At 37.5% G+C, this 18,592-nt stretch carries 14 protein-coding genes, 3 pseudogenes and 2 riboswitches; of the genes and pseudogenes, 13 read left to right on the forward strand and 4 right to left on the reverse strand.

What is annotated here, in order from left to right; genetic code table 11:
• Positions 1-167 precede the first annotated feature (167 nt).
• The gene (gene dapA / locus RGF10_RS10865; RefSeq protein ID WP_318509026.1) at positions 168-1,055 is read right to left on the reverse strand and encodes a 4-hydroxy-tetrahydrodipicolinate synthase; all 888 of its coding nucleotides are present in this window, start codon (positions 1,053-1,055) and stop codon (positions 168-170) included.
• Positions 1,056-1,181: 126 nt separating this feature from the next.
• Positions 1,182-1,364, reverse strand: a riboswitch (Lysine riboswitch).
• Between the two features lie 447 nt (positions 1,365-1,811).
• Here dapA and glpK point away from each other — a divergent pair.
• The 3 genes and pseudogenes from glpK (at position 1,812) to RGF10_RS10880 (ending at position 5,531) form a co-directional block, all read left to right on the forward strand.
• Positions 1,812-3,304 (forward strand): annotated as a pseudogene (gene glpK, locus RGF10_RS10870) (glycerol kinase GlpK).
• Between the two features lie 165 nt (positions 3,305-3,469).
• Positions 3,470-5,123 (forward strand): annotated as a pseudogene (locus RGF10_RS10875) (glycerol-3-phosphate dehydrogenase/oxidase).
• 102 nt (positions 5,124-5,225) lie between these two features.
• Positions 5,226-5,531: a BC1872 family protein gene (locus tag RGF10_RS10880; RefSeq protein ID WP_318509027.1), complete on the forward strand. Its 306-nt coding sequence runs from the start codon at positions 5,226-5,228 to the stop codon at positions 5,529-5,531.
• A gap of 79 nt (positions 5,532-5,610) precedes the next feature.
• Here the strand turns inward: RGF10_RS10880 and RGF10_RS10885 are convergent, their stop codons facing one another.
• From RGF10_RS10885 to RGF10_RS10895, 3 genes are all read right to left on the reverse strand, one after another.
• Positions 5,611-6,183, reverse strand: coding sequence for a M15 family metallopeptidase (locus RGF10_RS10885; RefSeq protein ID WP_412176699.1), 573 nt, complete (start codon positions 6,181-6,183; stop codon positions 5,611-5,613).
• A gap of 108 nt (positions 6,184-6,291) precedes the next feature.
• Positions 6,292-6,708 carry an HD-GYP domain-containing protein gene (locus RGF10_RS10890; RefSeq protein WP_318509028.1) on the reverse strand — a complete coding sequence of 139 codons (417 nt, stop codon included), beginning with the start codon at positions 6,706-6,708 and terminating at the stop codon, positions 6,292-6,294.
• The gene (locus RGF10_RS10895) at positions 6,692-7,234 is read right to left on the reverse strand and encodes an HD-GYP domain-containing protein (RefSeq protein ID WP_318509029.1); all 543 of its coding nucleotides are present in this window, start codon (positions 7,232-7,234) and stop codon (positions 6,692-6,694) included. Before RGF10_RS10895 ends, RGF10_RS10890 begins: the two co-directional genes overlap by 17 nt.
• A gap of 279 nt (positions 7,235-7,513) precedes the next feature.
• Between RGF10_RS10895 and RGF10_RS10900 the strand changes: the two genes are divergently transcribed.
• The 10 genes and pseudogenes from RGF10_RS10900 to RGF10_RS10945 all read left to right on the forward strand — a co-directional run bounded on the left by RGF10_RS10900 (position 7,514) and on the right by RGF10_RS10945 (position 18,374).
• Positions 7,514-8,455 (forward strand): exonuclease domain-containing protein, encoded by a 942-nt coding sequence (locus RGF10_RS10900; protein ID WP_318509030.1) that lies wholly within the window; start codon positions 7,514-7,516, stop codon positions 8,453-8,455.
• 414 nt (positions 8,456-8,869) lie between these two features.
• Positions 8,870-9,301 carry a MarR family winged helix-turn-helix transcriptional regulator gene (locus tag RGF10_RS10905; protein ID WP_318509031.1) on the forward strand — a complete coding sequence of 144 codons (432 nt, stop codon included), beginning with the start codon at positions 8,870-8,872 and terminating at the stop codon, positions 9,299-9,301.
• An 11-nt stretch (positions 9,302-9,312) separates the two neighbouring features.
• The gene (locus RGF10_RS10910; protein ID WP_318509032.1) at positions 9,313-10,179 is read left to right on the forward strand and encodes an SDR family oxidoreductase; all 867 of its coding nucleotides are present in this window, start codon (positions 9,313-9,315) and stop codon (positions 10,177-10,179) included.
• Positions 10,180-10,441: 262 nt separating this feature from the next.
• Positions 10,442-10,520, forward strand: a riboswitch (ZMP/ZTP riboswitch).
• Between the two features lie 254 nt (positions 10,521-10,774).
• Positions 10,775-11,974, forward strand: a complete 1,200-nt coding sequence (locus tag RGF10_RS10915) for a phosphoglycerate dehydrogenase (RefSeq protein ID WP_318509033.1) — start codon at positions 10,775-10,777, stop codon at positions 11,972-11,974.
• A gap of 263 nt (positions 11,975-12,237) precedes the next feature.
• The gene (locus RGF10_RS10920) at positions 12,238-13,653 is read left to right on the forward strand and encodes a branched-chain amino acid transporter BcaP (protein ID WP_318509034.1); all 1,416 of its coding nucleotides are present in this window, start codon (positions 12,238-12,240) and stop codon (positions 13,651-13,653) included.
• Positions 13,654-14,136: 483 nt separating this feature from the next.
• Positions 14,137-15,428, forward strand: a pseudogene (locus tag RGF10_RS10925) (diguanylate cyclase domain-containing protein).
• A 171-nt stretch (positions 15,429-15,599) separates the two neighbouring features.
• A complete protein-coding gene (locus RGF10_RS10930) occupies positions 15,600-16,130 on the forward strand; it encodes a GNAT family N-acetyltransferase (RefSeq protein ID WP_318509035.1) in 531 nt (176 codons plus the stop codon).
• 48 nt (positions 16,131-16,178) lie between these two features.
• Complete coding sequence (locus RGF10_RS10935; RefSeq protein WP_318509036.1) at positions 16,179-16,943, forward strand: NAD-dependent deacylase; 765 nt, start codon at positions 16,179-16,181, stop codon at positions 16,941-16,943.
• A gap of 152 nt (positions 16,944-17,095) precedes the next feature.
• Complete coding sequence (locus RGF10_RS10940) at positions 17,096-17,578, forward strand: LytS/YhcK type 5TM receptor domain-containing protein (RefSeq protein ID WP_318509037.1); 483 nt, start codon at positions 17,096-17,098, stop codon at positions 17,576-17,578.
• 1 nt (position 17,579) lies between these two features.
• A complete protein-coding gene (locus RGF10_RS10945) occupies positions 17,580-18,374 on the forward strand; it encodes a HAMP domain-containing sensor histidine kinase (protein ID WP_318509038.1) in 795 nt (264 codons plus the stop codon).
• The last annotated feature ends 218 nt before the right edge of the window (positions 18,375-18,592 follow it).

The following is an 18,592-nucleotide window of genomic DNA, read 5'->3' on the forward strand; positions in this document are numbered from 1 at the left end:
CATTTGTTAAGGTCGAATCTCTCCTTAATTTGCATAAGTTTAGCAAATTTTGCGCTTACCCCGGAAATAAATTGAAACAGGAAATAAACTATTTTAGTATGTCCAATTTATTATTTGTTCTGTGCAAATTAGAATGAGCTTCTACAAAGCCAAAATATCATTCTAGCTTAATTTAACACTTCAATTTGACTGCCAAGTAGAACAGCACGTAATGTGTTTGTTTCTTCATCATTTAATGGTAGCAATGGTAAACGAACGCCACCAACATGAATTCCTTTCATATTTAAAGCGGCTTTAACTGGTGATGGATTTGGAGCAGCAAATAATGCTTTCATGATCGGAAGAAGGCAACGGTGTGAAATACTTGCTTCCTCTAACTGTCCGTTCTTAAAGCTAGTCACCATGTCTTGCATTTCATTTCCAATAATATGAGAGGCAACAGAGACAACACCCGCTCCGCCAATGGCTAGAATAGGGATGGTTAAGCCGTCGTCACCACTATATACACTAAAATCACTAGGTGTTTCACGAATGATTTCCGCAATCGCATCTAAATTCCCACTAGCTTCTTTTATTGCAACAATATTGTTTATTTTTGAAAGTCGAACAACAGTCTCGGCAGAAAGATTGACGACACTTCGTCCGGGAATATTATAAAGCATGACTGGCAAGGAAGTTGCTTCTGCAATCACTTTAAAATGCTGATACATGCCTTCCTGTGATGGCTTGTTGTAATAAGGTGTGACAAGCATGATTCCATCAACACCAGCCTCTTCAGCAAGTCGAGTTAAAATGATCGAAGCTCGAGTGTTGTTGGAGCCCGTTCCAGCAATAACAGGAACTCTTCCATCAACAATTTCGACGACAAATTGAAAAAGTGCTACTTTTTCATCTGAAGTCAACGTAGGAGATTCTCCAGTTGTCCCAGCTACAACAATTCCATCCGTACCGTTTGCAATTAAATGATTAACAAGTGTTCTCGTTGCATTAAAATCAATTTCTCCATTTTGATCAAATGGTGTTACCATCGCAGTTAAAACCTGGCCAAAATTCATTATTCTCACCCTTTAATTAATTTTTTTCGTAATTTGAGGTGGATAGGCCTAACAAAAATCAACGCAAAAAAGCAGCAACGAGGGATCGCTGCTGCAGTAGAAACAAATTTAAAAATGAGTTCCTATGCGTGAGATAGCCCTCCATATAGGTACCCCCTATATGACAGTTCTGTATTTATTCAATAACAGACCCAGCAAATGGAAAAATGAGGTTCCAACTGCTTCGGCAAATTCCCCTTTCTGCAATTATCATAGGATCTCATTATCCTCAAATTGCTTACTAATGGTCTTTGCGCCTCTATGCTCACTTCAAAAGGTATTGAAGTAAGAAAATATTTAATTGATTGTAAATATAACAAAAATTTATGAATGTTTCAAGAGTATTTATGTAGATTGCGAGAAAAAAGAGAAATTTGACCTAATCATTGTGCTTGGACCTTCGGGTGGAATTGGACTTATGGTAGTGTAAATTTATTTGGCTATATAAACTTTGTTAGATTTTCTGACAAATTCATGGAAGTTCCTGACAAGCCTTGTCATAATAAGACTATTCAAAGAGATTATTAGAAATTCATACAATCAAAAACATCAAAATATGCTCATGAAAAGCAGTAGTTGTTCAGAATGAAAAGACCTGGTGTGTCTTTATCCTATTTATGACTACTGTTTTTTCATGGGCTTTTATTTGTGGAAATAGACCATTTGAATCGTAATATATATAATAAATGGATGAATGGATAAATTGGGGGAACAACAATGGAACAATATATTTTGTCACTAGACCAAGGTACAACAAGCTCTCGAGCAATTTTATTCAATAAAAAGGGCGAAATCGTTCATATTGCACAGAAGGAGTTCACACAAATTTTTCCAAAACCAGGTTGGGTTGAGCATAACGCAAGTGAAATCTGGGGCTCCATTCTAGCCGTAATAGCCGCATGTTTATCAGAATCCAATATTAAACCTGAACAGGTAGCCGGGATTGGGATAACCAATCAACGTGAAACAACTGTTGTCTGGGATAAAGAAACCGGAAATCCCAGTTTATAATGCAATCGTTTGGCAATCACGTCAAACAAGTGAAATTTGTGATGAGTTAAAGGGAAACGGTTACAATGATTTATTCCGAGGAAAGACAGGGTTGTTAATAGACGCTTACTTCTCCGCGACAAAGGTAAAGTGGATTCTCGATCACGTCGAAGGTGCACGAGAACAAGTAGAAGCAGGAAAATTACTATTTGGGACAATTGATACGTGGTTAATTTGGAACTTATCTGGTGGAAAAGCGCATGTAACTGATTATTCGAATGCATCTAGAACGTTAATTTATAATATACATGATTTGAAATGGGATGAAGAACTGCTTGAAATTATGAATATTCCAGCCTCTATGCTTCCAGAAGTCCGTCCTTCATCCGAAATTTATGCGTATACCGACAAGTCCCATTTTTTTAGTCAAGAAATCCCGATTGCAGGTGCGGCTGGTGACCAACAGGCCGCCTTATTCGGTCAAGCATGCTTTGAGCCTGGTATGGCGAAAAATACCTACGGCACAGGCTGCTTTATGTTAATGAATACAGGTGAAAAGGCTGTTCGTTCAGAGCATGGGTTATTAACCACGATCGCCTGGGGCTTAAACGGGAAAGTCGAATATGCATTAGAGGGAAGTATTTTTGTTGCCAGGTTCAGCCATCCAGTGGCTTCGCGATGGCTTGAGAATGCTGAAAGATGCTAAGGAAAGCGAGAATTATGCAACGAAGGTTGAATCTACCGATGGAGTTTATGTTGTGCCTGCTTTCGTTGGTCTCGGTACACCTTATTGGGATAGTGAAGTTCGAGGTGCAGTGTTTGGACTCACGCGCGGAACATCAAAGGAGCATTTTGTTCGGGCAACTTTAGAATCACTTGCTTATCAAACAAAGGATGTCTTATCTGCTATGGAGGCAGATTCAGGAATTGAACTTAAGACGCTAAGGGTCGATGGTGGTGCCGTGAAAAATCACTTTTTAATGGACTTTCAAAGCGGAATTTTAAATGTTCCTGTACAACGCCCGACGGTCAACGAGACAACTGCACTTGGCGCAGCTTATTTAGCTGGATTAGCAGTTGGCTATTGGGGAAGTCAGGAAGACATTGCGAAACAATGGGCAATTGAGCATTCCTTTGTACCAACAATGAACCAAGAAAAAAGGGAGTTGCTCTATACTGGCTGGAAAAAAGCGGTCCAAGCAACAATGGTGTTCAAATAGAATATATATTAACAAAACCGTACTGTTTTCTAAAAACGTATCAACTTTATCTTAAATATAAGTTAATACGTTTTAAGTGACTAGTTAAATTCAGAGAGACCAAAAATACATTTTCGCATATAGCGTCAGTGTGTTTTTGGTCTCTTTTATATATAGGAGGTAGACATGAAATTTACTACTCTTGACAGAGAAACGCACATCGATATTTTAAAAAACGAACGATTTGATCTGTTGGTTATAGGTGGAGGGATCACTGGTGCAGGCATTGCGTTAGATGCAGCAGCACGTGGTTTGAAGGTAGCTCTTGTCGAGATGCATGATTTTGCGGCTGGAACATCTAGTCGATCAACAAAGCTAGTTCATGGAGGTTTACGATATTTAAAGCAATTCGAAGTCAAGTTGGTCGCTGAAGTGGGGAAAGAGCGAGCGGTGGTATTTGAAAATGGCCCTCACGTGACAAAGCCAGAATGGATGCTTCTCCCCATTTACAGGGGTGGTACCTTTGGGATGTTCACTACCTCCATTGGAATCTTGGCCTATGACTTTTTAGCAGGTGTGAAAAAGAAGGAACGAAGAAAGATGCTAGATGCCAATGAAACCCTTAAACGTGAGCCATTATTGAGAAAACAAGGTTTAATGGGTGGGGCTGTTTATGTGGAGTATCGGACGGATGATGCACGGCTTACCATTGAAGTCATGAAAGCAGCGGTTGAAAAAGGAGCAGTAGCTCTAAATTATGCAAAAGCAGAGGCATTGCATTATGAAAATGGAAAAGTCGCTGGTGCCATTATCTCCAATGAATTAAATGGAACAAACTTTACGATCACAGCTAAAGTGGTCGTGAATGCGACTGGGCCATGGGTTGATTTTATTCGGGAAAAAGATCATTCAATAACTGGCAAAAGATTAAAATGGTCGAAAGGATCACATGTCGTAATCAATCAAACGAAATTCCCGTTACAGCAAGCCGTGTATTTTGATACACCTGGATGGAAGAATGATGTTTGCGATTCCGCGAGACAATAAGGCCTATGTTGGTACGACTGATACCTTCTTTGATGAGAAGATAACGCACCCGGAATGACGGAAAGTGAGTGCACCTATATTCTTGATGCGATTAACTACATGTTCCCTGATGTGAAGGTGACGGCAGAGGATATAGAGTCAAGTTGGGCAGGATTAAGACCACTCATTTATGAAGAAGGAAAGGATCCTTCAGAAATCTCGCGGAAGGATGAAATTTGGATTTCTGATTCAGGGTTAATAACCATTGCTGGTGGAAAGTTAACGGGTTATCGCAAAATGGCGGAATGGGTGGTCGATACTGTTGTCAAAAAACTTGCGCTATCTCATCAAACAGTGTTTCGTAAATGCGAAACGAGAACTATTCCTATTTCTGGTGGGGATGTTGGCGGTTCGGAAAGATTTCCTGAATTCATCCAATCTCAAGTCAAAATTGGGATGACATTGGGATTAACAAAAACGGAGGCGGTTCATTTGGCATCAAGGTATGGCTCTAACGTCCTGGAATTATATAAAATTGTGGAACAAAGAGGCGAAGAAGCAAATCGCTTTAACTTGCCAATCGTTTTATTTAGCAAATTAGTTTACGCGATTGAAAATGAGATGATTGTAACACCTGTTGACTTCTTACTTCGTAGAACCTGGAGATTTATTGTTTGATATTGCGGTAGTATATCGTTATATGGATAGAGTGATTTCTTACATGGCGCATACCTTAACATGGACGAATGATCAAATTATGTATTTCTCTAATGAACTTGAGCAGGAGATTAGACGTGCAACTGCTCAGTTCTAATGCTTCGATATTTACTCCAGCTTTGAAAGGTGATTTTGTTAGAAACCACTCAATGAAAATGGTAAAATGATAAAACATACAGAATTAAAGGGGCCAACTGGAATGAACAAAATTGATATCATTGCTCGTAGAATATTAGGCTGGAAATTAAATAGTTGGGACAAATGGTATGACTTTGAAAAAGATATGATTATTCATGATTCTGAGTTTCAACCAGAGCAAAACCTTGACCACGCGATGATCATTGTCGAACGACTGAAAGAATTGGGTTTTACTTATACGCAAAATGGAGATACAGAGGTTTGTTTCAATCAAATTTGCGCAACGGGGGATACGCTTGCTAAAGCGATTACGAATGCTGCTTACGAACTTGCAGAAAACAACCCCATTGCGGCAGAATGGCTGTAGAAAATTCAAACATACCATTAAGCAAGGAAGCAGGGGAAGGTGCTGCTTCCTTTTCTGTTATGTGATTTTATAGGTCCCGCTATTCGTTTACAGTATCAACCGTAAGCAATTGATCAGGAGGTCTTTTCCCACTTTGTAAATCATTAATGGTTAATCCAAAATCCATTTGCAAGTGGGGGTAATCTTTAAAATTTACCCAATCGCCACCCCATTCAAATCCAAGCTCTTTCGCAATTGTTACAACCTCTGTCCAATCTGAAGTCGCATTCCCGTTTCCGTCATATTGGCGATCCCAAATAACATCTCCTGTTGGTAGCTTGAGCGCAAAATCGATCGCTAGACCGAAATTATGGTACGACTCTCCTCCTTTAGCATTTGTAACAATTGTTCCTTCTGTTGAACGGCCTTGTTCGTATAATTTATTCTGATCGGCAGCGCTTCGAAAATCATCGGTAATGATGACGGTAATTCCTTTTGCAGCTGCTTTCTCTATGAGTTGATCCGTTCGTTCCTCGACGACTGGGTGAAGTGAGTCAGGCATTGGCGCATTCTCATTACCAACTGGAATTGACAGAAAGCGAAGGTATAGAATGATTCCAACTAGTGCGAGGAGTAACGTGATGAATGTGCTTCTAATCCGTTTCAGTTTCAAGTTAGCTATTCCTTTCTTTTAAACTCTTACTCTTACTTATTAAGACGATCAAAGACCTGAGAAAGATTCAAAAAAATAATAAAAAGGTCACATAGACGATTTATGTGTCTAAATGACCGATTCTTCGTTCGTATCTGCTTGTTCATTTTTTTCTAGCTTGATGCCTCCTCTTTTAAGAAGGTTCATAAATGCATCGGCAATTTGTGGGTCAAATTGTAGTCCTTTGTTCTTTTCTATTTCATGGATGGCAAACTCTATTGTATTGGCATCATTATAAACCCGTTTTGACGTCATTGCATCAAAGGAATCAGCTATCGCCATGATTCTAGCCGACACAGGTATTTCATTGCCTTTTAAACCTTTAGGATAACCATTTCCATCATATCGTTCATGATGATAATGAATCATATCTAATACCCCTAAATTTTGGATCAAAGAAAGATGTTTTAATGATTCGTAACCGATGCTCGGATGTTGTTTGATAATCTCATATTCTTCATTGTTCAATTTAGTAGGTTTTGTCAAAATCATCTCCTGGAACACCGATTTTTCCTGTGTCATGTAAAAGCCCCCCAATATATAGGGCTCTGCAAGAAGTTTTAGATAAACCCAATTCATTTGCAATCATCATCGAGTACTTTGCAACATTTTCAGAATGGTTTGCCGTATACGAATCCCTGGAATCCAATAATTTCGAAATCGTCATTATTAATTCTGTTTTATTATTTTTTTGAATGTGAAATTGTTTGGTAAATTCAACGGCAAGAAAGGTAACGGTAAAGTAAACAATCAATCGTATGATAAAGGTCAAGTTGCTATCAAGTTCACCCGTGCTGATGGTCCTTAATTCTACTAAAATAAAAGTAAAAAGAAGGTGAAACCATCTTGGTTTAGAGTAGTAGCCAACTCCTAAAAAAATTGCAATTAGCACGAACATTGAATTAAAGGAATCAAACCAGAAATTTAAAATGGGGATGGTTAATATAGAAGCATAAAAAAGACTCCGATATAAAACAGTATTATCGACAAAGAAGTTAAACTTGGAATCCAAAAAAAGCCCCCTCTGTGTTTATTTTTTTCAGCAAAAAGGCTTAGATTACACAGTGTATTTAATGATATTTTATAAGAAACTTCTAATAAAAACAGACACAATTCTTAACAGATTGTGACATTTGGAAGCATGAAAATAAAACATGTATTTATCTGCTAGGATTTTGGAATATTTAAGTAAATACGAGATTCGTAACTTTCCTTTTCAGTATTGAAACGAATTGGTATAGTTATAGAAACAAATATATTTCGTTTTTCAAAGGGTTGAGGTGTGGAAACGATGGATTTTATCGCAATTGATTTCGAAATTGCCAATAATGATTTAAGCAGTGCCTGCTCGTTGGGGATGGTATTCGTTAAAGGAAACAAAATAGTTGATGAGAAGTACTATCTCATCCAACCTCCGACACTTGTCATGGATGATAGGATGTCTAAAGTTCATGGCCTTACAATCGAAGATGTAAAAGACGCTTATCGTTTTAATGAAATATGGAATGAAATTCAGCATTACTTCCATGATTCGCTGGTCATTGCTCATAATGCACAATTTGATATGAGTGTGCTAAAGAGTTGTTTAGTAGAATATTCACTAGAAATTCCGAAGTTTCATTATACATGTAGTATTCCAATCAGCACACTCGCCTGTCGTGATATAGGGATTAGCGGCTCTTTGAAAGCTCGAACAAAATGGTTCGGAATCCAGCTCGACAACCATCATAATGCATTATCTGATGCAAGAGCATGTGCAGAATTGGTGATTAAATGTGTTGAGTTGAAGGAGAAAGAATCGATTCATTCATATCTTGAAATGCACGGGGAATTTATTTCTGTTCGTCTTTTTTCAGAGTTAAGACATCAGACTACCTTTTATAAAAGAAAACAACAGAAGAAGTTTTCGAAAATTGATATACATGAGATTACTGCTTCGATTAAGGAGTTTGATGACCAACATCCATTTTTTGAACAACAAATTGTTTTTACTGGGGATTTGCTGAGCATAGATAGAAAAGAAGCGATGCAAAAGGTAGTCGATGTCGGTGGTATAATAAAAAGTGGGGTCAGCAGAAAGACAAACTTTCTCATCGTTGGAAAGCAGGATAAATCACTCGTGGGGCCTTCTGGTATTAGTACTAAAGAAGTGAAGGCGAATGAACTAATTGAGAAGGGTTTCCCAATTAAGATTATTAATGAATCAGCGTTTTTAAGTCTACTTAATAAATAACGATCCTTCTTTATATAGAAAAGTAGAAATAGAAAAATACAATCGATGATGAAGCAACTGAAAGGAGCTTTGTCATGTTTTTTAAATTAACTAAAGAGCAACAACAAATGATGATATTAAATTGGTTGAATTTGGAATTACGATAAGATCGGTGCAAAAGATATTATTTTTGAAATGAAATTTACAAAACAAAAAGCGGTTGACCATCATCTGTTCTGAGGCCAACCGCTTTTATATTAGGCTGTGTTAAAGAACGATGTTGATTTTTGAAAACAATGTTGATTGGAGCACCTGGAACGGAAATCAACAGACAAATTTAACACAGCCTATATTTATAAAATAATACTTTACTACTGAAAAAATAGGTAGTAAACTAACTATATAGTTAGTGCGCTAACTATACAGGAGGAGAACATGGATAATATCGGTTATTTATTAATGAAGGTTTCAAAGGATTTAAAATACACACTATCAACAAAATTACTACAATATGACTTAACTACTGCTCAATGGAGTGTTCTTAAATGTCTAGACCTAGAGGAGAAGCAGCATACGACCCTTATAAGGAGAACAGCAGTTGAACTTGCAGCAAAATTAGACTTTGATAAGCCAACCATTTCAGGGATTTTAAAGAGACTCGCTGATAAAGGAATGATAGTTAAGGAATCTCATCCACATGACAGAAGGGCATCTGTTATTGTTTTGACTGAAAAAGCGAGAGGGTTGATTCCAATTCTTGAACAAATTAGTGATTCCATTATAGAAGAATCGTTACAGAGCTTTGACCAAGAAGAAAAAGAGTTGTTTATCATGTATTTAAAGAAAATGGATGCTTCATTATCTTAGGAGGGGGACGAATGTCTACTGTATTGGTCACAGGTTCAACAGGAAATATTGGACGGTATGTGATAGAGAATTTGATAGCAAAAGGTGTGGAAGTAAAGGCTGGAGTGACAAACATAGAAAAAGGCAAAACATTTTTTGTTGGAAAAAATATTAATCCGGTCTATTTTGATTTTTTAAGAAAAGATACATATCAAAATGCATTGCAAGGAGTTACAAAGATATTTTTGGTCCGCCCTCCAAAGCTGGCTTCGCCGAAAGAGGATATGCTACCATTTTTGGAACAGGCAAAAAGGATGGGTGTAGAGCATATTGTATTTGTCTCCTTATTAGGAGTAGAAAAAAATCCAATCGTTCCGCACTGGAAAATTGAGACGTATATTCGTGAACTAGGATTTCATTATACATTTTTAAGACCCAGTTTTTTTATGCAAAACATCAATACAACTCACCGCGAAGATGTTATACAAAGAAATGAATTATATATGCCAGTCGGTTCTGCAAAAACGAGCTTCATTGATACAAGAGATATTGCGGATGTGGCTGCGATTTGTCTTACAGAGAAAGGTCATCTCGACCAGGCTTATACGCTAACCGGGAATGAAGCGATCTCGTATTATGAAGCTGCTTCGATCATGAGTGAAGTACTTGGACGTAAGATAACCTATATCAATCCTGGAACCTTTGAGTTTCGAAGGACGATCATCAAACGTGGTACTCCAAAGGATTTTGCCAATGTGATGACGATGCTGTATTTCATGACCAAATTGGGGACTGCACAAATCATTACAAATACAGCAGAAATGCTTTTGAAACGACCGCCCATTTCATTTAAACAATATGTAGAGGATCATAAAAAAGATTTTATCAATCGCGATTAGAACATTCTATTATGATGAATCCATCCAATCAGTATCGGCTCCGCCTACGCCGTATACCATGATAGCCACGCATGCTATCCCCGCTACTCAATACTATAGCAATGAAATGTTAATTTTATACAAGCAATTTGTTTATGTCCTGTAAAGAATCTATTAACAAATAATGAATGAAAGATAAGGGGCATCTGAACCATTGCAATATAAAAAAATCATATTTAATGTTGCTAATTAGCTGAATATTTGTTAAACTAGAAAAAATCAAAAGGCTATGTGTAACTGGCGAAACGCGGATAACCGCGAGGGAGCACATAGTGTCGAAGCCGTTCGCCTGGGCAGAGGTAAGGGATTTTGATCCCTTACCTCTTTCTGCTTAAAGGAGATGGTTGTAAGGATTTGGGAAATTTACCTCTTTTAAAAAATGAACATCTTTTTGTAAAGCCAAGTGAAAGAACATTGTTGATTATTAAACAATCGGTTGATTGGAGCGGAAGGTGCGGAAATCAACTGACAAATTCAACGAAGTTTTTTGGAAAAAGCTTATTATTCATTTCAAAAATTAAAAATGGATCACAATGATGAAGGGGAGAAAATACAAATGAGCACAATAACTTTAGACACGGTGAAAACAATCAAAACATTAAATAATATTGCAGAAAATGGATTGAAAGTTTTTAATCAAGGTAATTTTACAATTGATAATAACAGTGAAAATCCAGATGCAATTGTTGTACGTAGCTTTAACATGCATGCAATGGAATTTGGAGACAATTTAAAAGCAATTGCTCGTGCGGGTGCTGGTGTTAATAATATTCCAGTTGATAAATGCACTGAAGAAGGAATTGTTGTATTTAATACACCTGGTGCAAATGCGAACGCAGTTAAAGAGTTGGTTCTTACAACATTAATGGCATCTTCTCGTAACCTTTTCGCCGGTGTGGCTTGGACCAAAACTCTAGCAGAAGAAGGTGACCAAGTTCCAAAGCTAGTTGAAGCTGGTAAAAAGCAATTTGTTGGAAAAGAGATTAAGGGTAAAACTCTAGGTGTAATCGGTTTAGGTGCAATCGGTGCACTTGTTGCCAATGATGCTTTAGATTTGGATATGGACGTAATTGGTTTCGATCCGTTCATTTCTGTCGATACAGCTTGGAATTTATCACGTAATGTTCAACGTGCAATGACGCTTGAACAATTATTCGCTAATTCTGATTATATTACTGTGCATGTCCCATTAACGAATGACACAAAGGGAATGTTCAATAAAGATACATTTGCGATCATGAAGGATGGCGTTACAATCTTAAACTTCTCTCGCGGAGAGCTTGTCAATGAAGTTGATATGGCTGTTGCACTTGAAGCAGGAAAAGTTGGCAGATATATTACAGATTTCCCAAATGAAAATGTATTGAAAATGGATAATGTTATTCCGATTCCTCACCTTGGTGCATCAACACAAGAATCTGAGGAAAATTGCGCAATCATGGCTGCTCGTCAAATTAAAGACTTTTTAGAAACTGGAAATATCAAAAACTCTGTAAATTTCCCGAATGCTTCACTTGAATTTACAGGGAAGCGTCGTGTAGCAGCATTTCATAAAAACGTTCCAAACATGGTTGGTCAGCTTACAGGAGCAATCTCAAGCTATAACCTCAACATTGCTGACATGGTAAATCGAAGCCGTGGTAACTATGCATACACAATGATTGATATTGATGAAAAAGTAAATGGTGACGTAGTTCCAGGCCTAGAGGAAAAAATCAACGCAATTGCAGGCATCGTTACGGCACGTATTATTTAATTTAATTTTTATATGATAAAAAAGCGAGTCGCATTTCATACTGAAATGCGACTCGCTTTTTTGCCTTTTAAGAGAGAAAAATTTCTCATGAATAATGCTTTGGCGGTTTATCTAAAAATAAGAAGAAAAATCGGTTAATATTTTTTCATTTATATATTTACATTCAGAAAATTTTTAATTAATATTAAATATGTGTAATTTTAATTCGACAAAATCCGGCAAAAATCGACAGAAATTTTAAGTTTGCATCTAGGAGGATTATCATGGATTTGTTTAGAAAAAAATCAATCTCAATGCTTATCTCGCAATCGGAAGCAAAAGGGGCTTCATTAAAAAAAGAACTTGGTGCATTTGATTTAACCATGCTCGGGATTGGTGCCATTATCGGTACAGGTGTATTTGTTTTAACAGGTGTTGTGGCAGCAGAGCATGCAGGACCGGCACTTATTTTATCTTTTATTCTTTCCGCGCTTGCCTGTGTGTTTGCGGCACTATGCTATTCGGAATTTGCTTCCACTGTTCCGGTTTCTGGAAGCGCTTATACCTACAGTTACGCCACTTTCGGTGAGCTGTTTGCTTGGATATTAGGGTGGGATTTAATTCTTGAGTACGGAGTTGCTTCCTCAGCCGTTGCAGCTGGTTGGTCTGGTTACTTTCAAGGGCTGCTGTCGGGGATGGGTATTCATTTGCCAACAGCTATTACGAGTGCATACAGCGCAGAAAACGGAACCTTTGTTGATTTACCAGCGATTATCATTGTCCTATTGATAACCTTCCTTTTAACGAGAGGAATAAAGAAATCAGCAAAGTTTAACACAATCATGGTTTTAATTAAGTTGGCCGTCATTGTATTGTTTATCAGTGTTGGGGCGTTTTATGTTCAGCCAGAAAACTGGACTCCATTTATGCCATTTGGTTTCTCTGGGGTTGCTACGGGTGCAGCCACTGTTTTCTTTGCATACATTGGCTTTGATGCCGTATCAACCGCAGCAGAAGAAGTACGTAATCCACAACGCAGTATGCCAATTGGGATTATTGCCTCACTCACAATATGTACACTTCTTTATATTATCGTTGCCCTAGTACTGACAGGTATTGTTCCTTATAATTTATTGGGTGTAAACAACCCTGTTGCTTTTGCCCTTCAATATATCCACCAGGATTGGGTGGCGGGTTTTATTTCTTTAGGAGCTATTACGGGCATTACCACTGTATTACTTGTCATGATTTACGGTCAGACCCGTTTGTTTTATGCCATTAGCCGGGATGGTTTACTGCCTCGCGTTTTATCGAAGGTAAGCAAAAAAACACAGACACCGGTCATAAACTCTTGGATTACGGCAAGCATGATTTGTTTTTTCTCAGGAGTCTTACCATTAAACAAACTCGCTGAATTAACGAATATCGGTACATTATTTGCCTTTATTGTTGTATCGCTAGGGGTATTAGTGTTACGAAAAACACAACCAAATTTGAAACGAGCGTTTATGGTACCGTTTGTACCTGTCGTTCCGATTCTCGCAGTAATATTCTGCCTTTACTTAACTTTACAGCTTCCGTTAACAACCTGGATTGGATTCACGGTTTGGTTAATAATCGGACTCGTTGTGTATTTCTCTTATGGACGAAAAAGAAGTAAATTAGCTGAAGAAAACGATATTAAACAAAAGATAAGCTAATATCATGAAATGAAAAAACCAGTCGGAAACCTGACTGGTTTTTTTGTTCAAAATGTAAAGAAACACTTCGGTTGCTAATCAAATATTACACAAGTTTTTGTCATTCAAAATCATGATATTTATACATCCCCTAGCATTGGAATCAGATTTATCCTAAGGGGGGATCAAGTGCCACTTGTTGTTAGAAGAATGCAAAAAAATTTCATAATGAGAAAAAGAATAGCAGCTCTTAGCTGGTTGCTGTTATTTTTTTCAATATTTATTGGGATCGGTAGACTAACTAGTTTCATAAATATTTCGAATTTCGTAATCTATGCAGTATTCTACTATAATATAATGAAAGTAGGTGCAAGATGAGTTCGGCATTAGAGGAGGATATTTGTGAAAGATCAGTACGAACATAATTTAAACAAAATAGAATATCTTCGCTCACAACTTGCTGAACTTGAAAGGAAGAATCAAGAGCTTACAAAGCAAATTAGGGTGAATGAAACGTTATTTCATAATGTTCTGGATGCGCTGCCTATTAATATATTTCTTGAGGACCCAGAAGGACATACGATATACGCCAATAAGCAGGCATGTGAATCCAACGGTCTTAAACGTGAGGATTTAATTGGGAAGACTGTCTTTGATTTTTTTCCTCCTTCGATCGCAAAAATTAACCGTGAATATGATCTTGAAGTATGGAAGCAGCGGAAATTGATTACAAAAGAAATTTTGGCTGGCTTCAAAGGGAAGGAACATCATATGTTTACCGGCAAAAGTATCATCCATAACCATGAATCAGAAGAAGATTTTTTGATTGGGTTTGGATTAGATATTACCGATCGGGTTAAAGCCGAGGAGCTTCTAAGAGAGAGTGAGGAAAAGTTCAGAACCGTCATCGAACAAGCTGTCGATAGTTTTTTCCTTATTGACATAGATGGAATGATAACTGATGTCAACCCAACTACGTGTGAAGTGTTGGGTTATGAAAAAGATGAGCTTTTACAAATGAATATCAACATGATCTTCTCTTGCCTTCCAGAGAAGATCAACGACTTACATCCTGATTCAAAGGACAGTTCTTCTGCTAATTTTGAAGATATCATGATTGAAAAAAATAATAACAGAATTCCTGTAGATATTAATATTAGACAGATTCATGTGGGTAAAACCTTGAAATACTTTGCGCTTGTCCGAGATATTCGTGACAAAAAAAGAGTGGAAGAACAAATCAGACATATGGCATACCATGATGCTTTAACAGGTTTACCAAACCGATGGTATATTGAATCGTATTTTGAACAATATCTTACCTACAAGGATAGTATTCCAGCAAGTCTCGGACTCATATTGCTAGATTTGGATTTTTTCAAAGTCATCAATGACACACTTGGTCATGATATAGGGGATCTTCTCTTAAAGGAAGTCTCAAAGCGTTTGCGACATGCAACTGACGACCTAGAAACAGTTCTTGCCCAGTTTGGGGGGATGAGTTTATCGTATTAGTCCCTCATATATCAGATGAGATGGAAATGTTGGTAATTTGCGAAAAAATCTTGGAGCAATTAGTGGAGACTTTTACTATTAATGGACATAAATGTAACATTTCAGGGAGTATGGGGATTAGCTTTTATCCAAAAGATGGAGAGGACCTCCATACATTAATTAAAAATGCTGATCTTGCAATGTATGGATCAAAGGATCAAGGAAGAGGCTGTATTAGCTTATTTCATCCAACTATGAAAAAACATGAGATTAATGCTGCGGAATTCAACAAACTAATTTAACAAAGCTTATAGCATTAAAGTTACACCGTCTTGTTATTTTATTAAAAATAGTGAGATGGTGTTTTTTAAAAATTGCCTCTTTTTAATGGTAGAATAGTTGTATCGTTAGCATATCACAACTACTATTTTTTCAATATTAAGAATGAATAGTTAAGGGAGGAGGCAGCAAATATGAAGTCTTCAAATACTGACACAATAGTCCCAAAACCTATCCAAATCATCCCAATGCTACCACAGGACTGGAATGATGTACGACGAATTTACCTTGAAGGTATTTCAACTGGAAATGCAACCTTTTCAAAAGAAGCACCTACTTGGGAGGAGTGGAATAATAGCCATCTAAAAGAGTGTCGTTTTGTCGCGCGTTTGGGAGATAGAGTAGTTGGGTGGGTTGCACTTAGCCCTACGTCAAATCGCTGTGTCTATGCTGGAGTTGCTGAGATAAGCATTTATGTTGAAATGAACAGCACAGGCCACGGTTTAGGAAGCCTCCTACTTCAAAAATTAATCGAAACAAGTGAACAACAAAGCATTTGGACGATTCAAAGTGGTATCTTTCCAGAAAATGTCGCAAGCTTAAAATTACATAAAAAATTTGGATTCCGTGAAGTAGGAAGACGAGAGCGTTTGGGTAAAATGGATGGAGTTTGGCGAGATGTACTATTGTTAGAAAGACGAAGCAACAAGGTAGGGATTGAATAAGGGCCGACCATTGAAAATAATGAGAAATTATCAATTGGGGTGTTTGTATTGGATAAAGGTATGGAGCAAACCTACCATTCAACTGGCTTTCACGAGAAGCTTAACCAATTAAAGGACATGATAGATAAGTCAAACTATACGGTCATTTTTTCAGGAGCGGGGATGTCAACTGAAGCTGGGTTACCGGATTTTCGTTCTTCCTCTACCGGTATTTGGAAAAATATCAACCCGATGAAGCTGGCAAGTGCGAGAGCGATGTATCAGAAAAGGGATGATTTTATCCACTTTTATCGCCATCGGGTTCATGGGCTCCAAAGTTGCCATCCTCATATTGGTCATATACTGTTAGCCAATTGGGAAAAAGAAGGTAGGATTCAATCGATTATTACTCAAAATGTGGATGGATTTCATCATCATGCTGGTAGCCAAAATGTAATTGAATTACATGGAACATTAAGAACCTGCCATTGTCAAGAATGTGGAGCTATCTTCAATATAAAAAAGTTTTTGGAGGACCCATTGGTTTGTAAATGTGGTGGCTTTATTCGTCCCTCTGTTGTTTTGTTTGGCGAACCACTTCCAGATGAGGCAATGGAACGAGCGGAGCATGACACAAATCTTGCAGAATTATTCATCGTTATGGGCTCATCGCTAATGGTTTCACCAGCAAATCTTTTTCCAATCGAAGCTAAAAGACATGGTGCAAAACTAGTCATATTAAATATGGAACAAACAGAACTTGACCATGAGGCGAATCTAGTGATTCATGGAGAAAAAATTGGTCATATTTTGCAGCTTTTATCAAATGAATAGTATTTGTCGAATAGCTTTGAAAAAAGGAAAAAAATACGAAAAAAGGAAATATTTCCTGTTAATATTTGTCTTTACGTTCATGTATTAAACCAAGTATGCTTTAATTAAGCATGGAGTATATTACATTGTAGTCATAATAAGAGGGTAGACAAATGGATTTTCAGACGAACAACATATTGTTACAAATGTTAATGGTTTTATTTCCAATAATTTTATATCAGGCATTGGTGAATAATCGCAAGCTTGAAAAGTATGAACCGTTTTACTGGAGTTTTGTCTTTTCAATCACAATGATTTTATGCCTAACCTTTGCCATAAAATTAGAAGATGGAATTTTGATTGATTTAAGAATGGTCCCGTGGTTTCTAGCCTACATCTATGGCGGAAAATCAGTAGGGATCTTTGTTACAGTCTTTTACGTCATAATTCGCTTTTTTATTGGTGGAGAAGGTATGATACCTGCCTTCACTGTTATCTTGATTGGTACGATTTTTATTTGGAGATTTCGTGATCGTTTTAGCAGGTGGGAACGGAGGTCAAGAATTCTTCACTCGATCCTGTTCTTAATCTTTTTGTCGACCCTAATCCCGATTTGTGGCTCACTGTTAATTGGGGAGTCAATTACCGGAATATAGAATGATCATTAATATAGGGTTTGTGGCAGTTAACGCTGTCACAGTGTGGCTTGCGGTTCATTTGATTGAATCGAATAAGGAAAAACAAGATCTGATCAAAGAAATGCAGAAAAACGAAAAATTACAGGTTGTTGGTCAGGTCGCAGCTAGTGTTGCTCATGAGATTCGAAATCCAATGACCAGCGTACGGGGATTTATTCAAATGTTGTCAGGCTCTAAAAATATCAGCACGGATGAAAAAAACTATCTTCATATTTGCTTGGACGAGCTTGATCGGGCAAATGCAATTATTTCAGATTACCTAAGTCTCGGGAGAAGCTATGAAATGGAACGGAAAAGAATGATTGATGTTTCTGAACTTGCGACACGTTCTGTAAATACATTAATTTCTTATGCGACCATTCAAAATGTGAATGTAACCCTTGAATCTTGTAATGGAGCGTATACCGTTGGAAACCCTAGCCGGCTTCAGCAAATGCTTATCAATTTAATCAAAAACGCAATAGAAGCTGTTCCCTCAGGAGGAAATGTTGCAGTCAGCGTTTCGAATAATAACAACATGGTTCAAATTTCGGTTCAAGACGATGGAGTGGGTATGACTGCATCGCAAATTGAGAACATTGGCCTACCATATTACTCTACTAAAGAAAAGGGGACAGGCCTCGGCTTAATGGTCACCCTACAAATCATCAAAGAAATGGACGGAGCCTGGAATGTAACAAGCACACTAAATAAAGGCACCGAATTCAAGATTACTTTCCCACTTAGGAAGGAAGGGGACGGCTCACCTCTATGAGCACAAAACATTAAAAAGCCAAGTAATCCGTGCGTATAGACAATGTCTACGAGTAAAAATAACAGAAAATCCATCAAATAAGTGCACATAGACCAGTTCTATGTGCACAAAACATGAAAAGGCCAACCAATGCATGCGTATAGACTATGGCTACGAGTACGAATATCGGAAAATCCCTCGTAAACACACATAATTTCCTAGGAACTTTGCATAATATC

Source organism: Bacillus sp. T3, from assembly GCF_033449965.1.
In the GTDB taxonomy this organism is placed as follows: Bacteria; Bacillota; Bacilli; order Bacillales; family Cytobacillaceae; genus Bacillus_BU.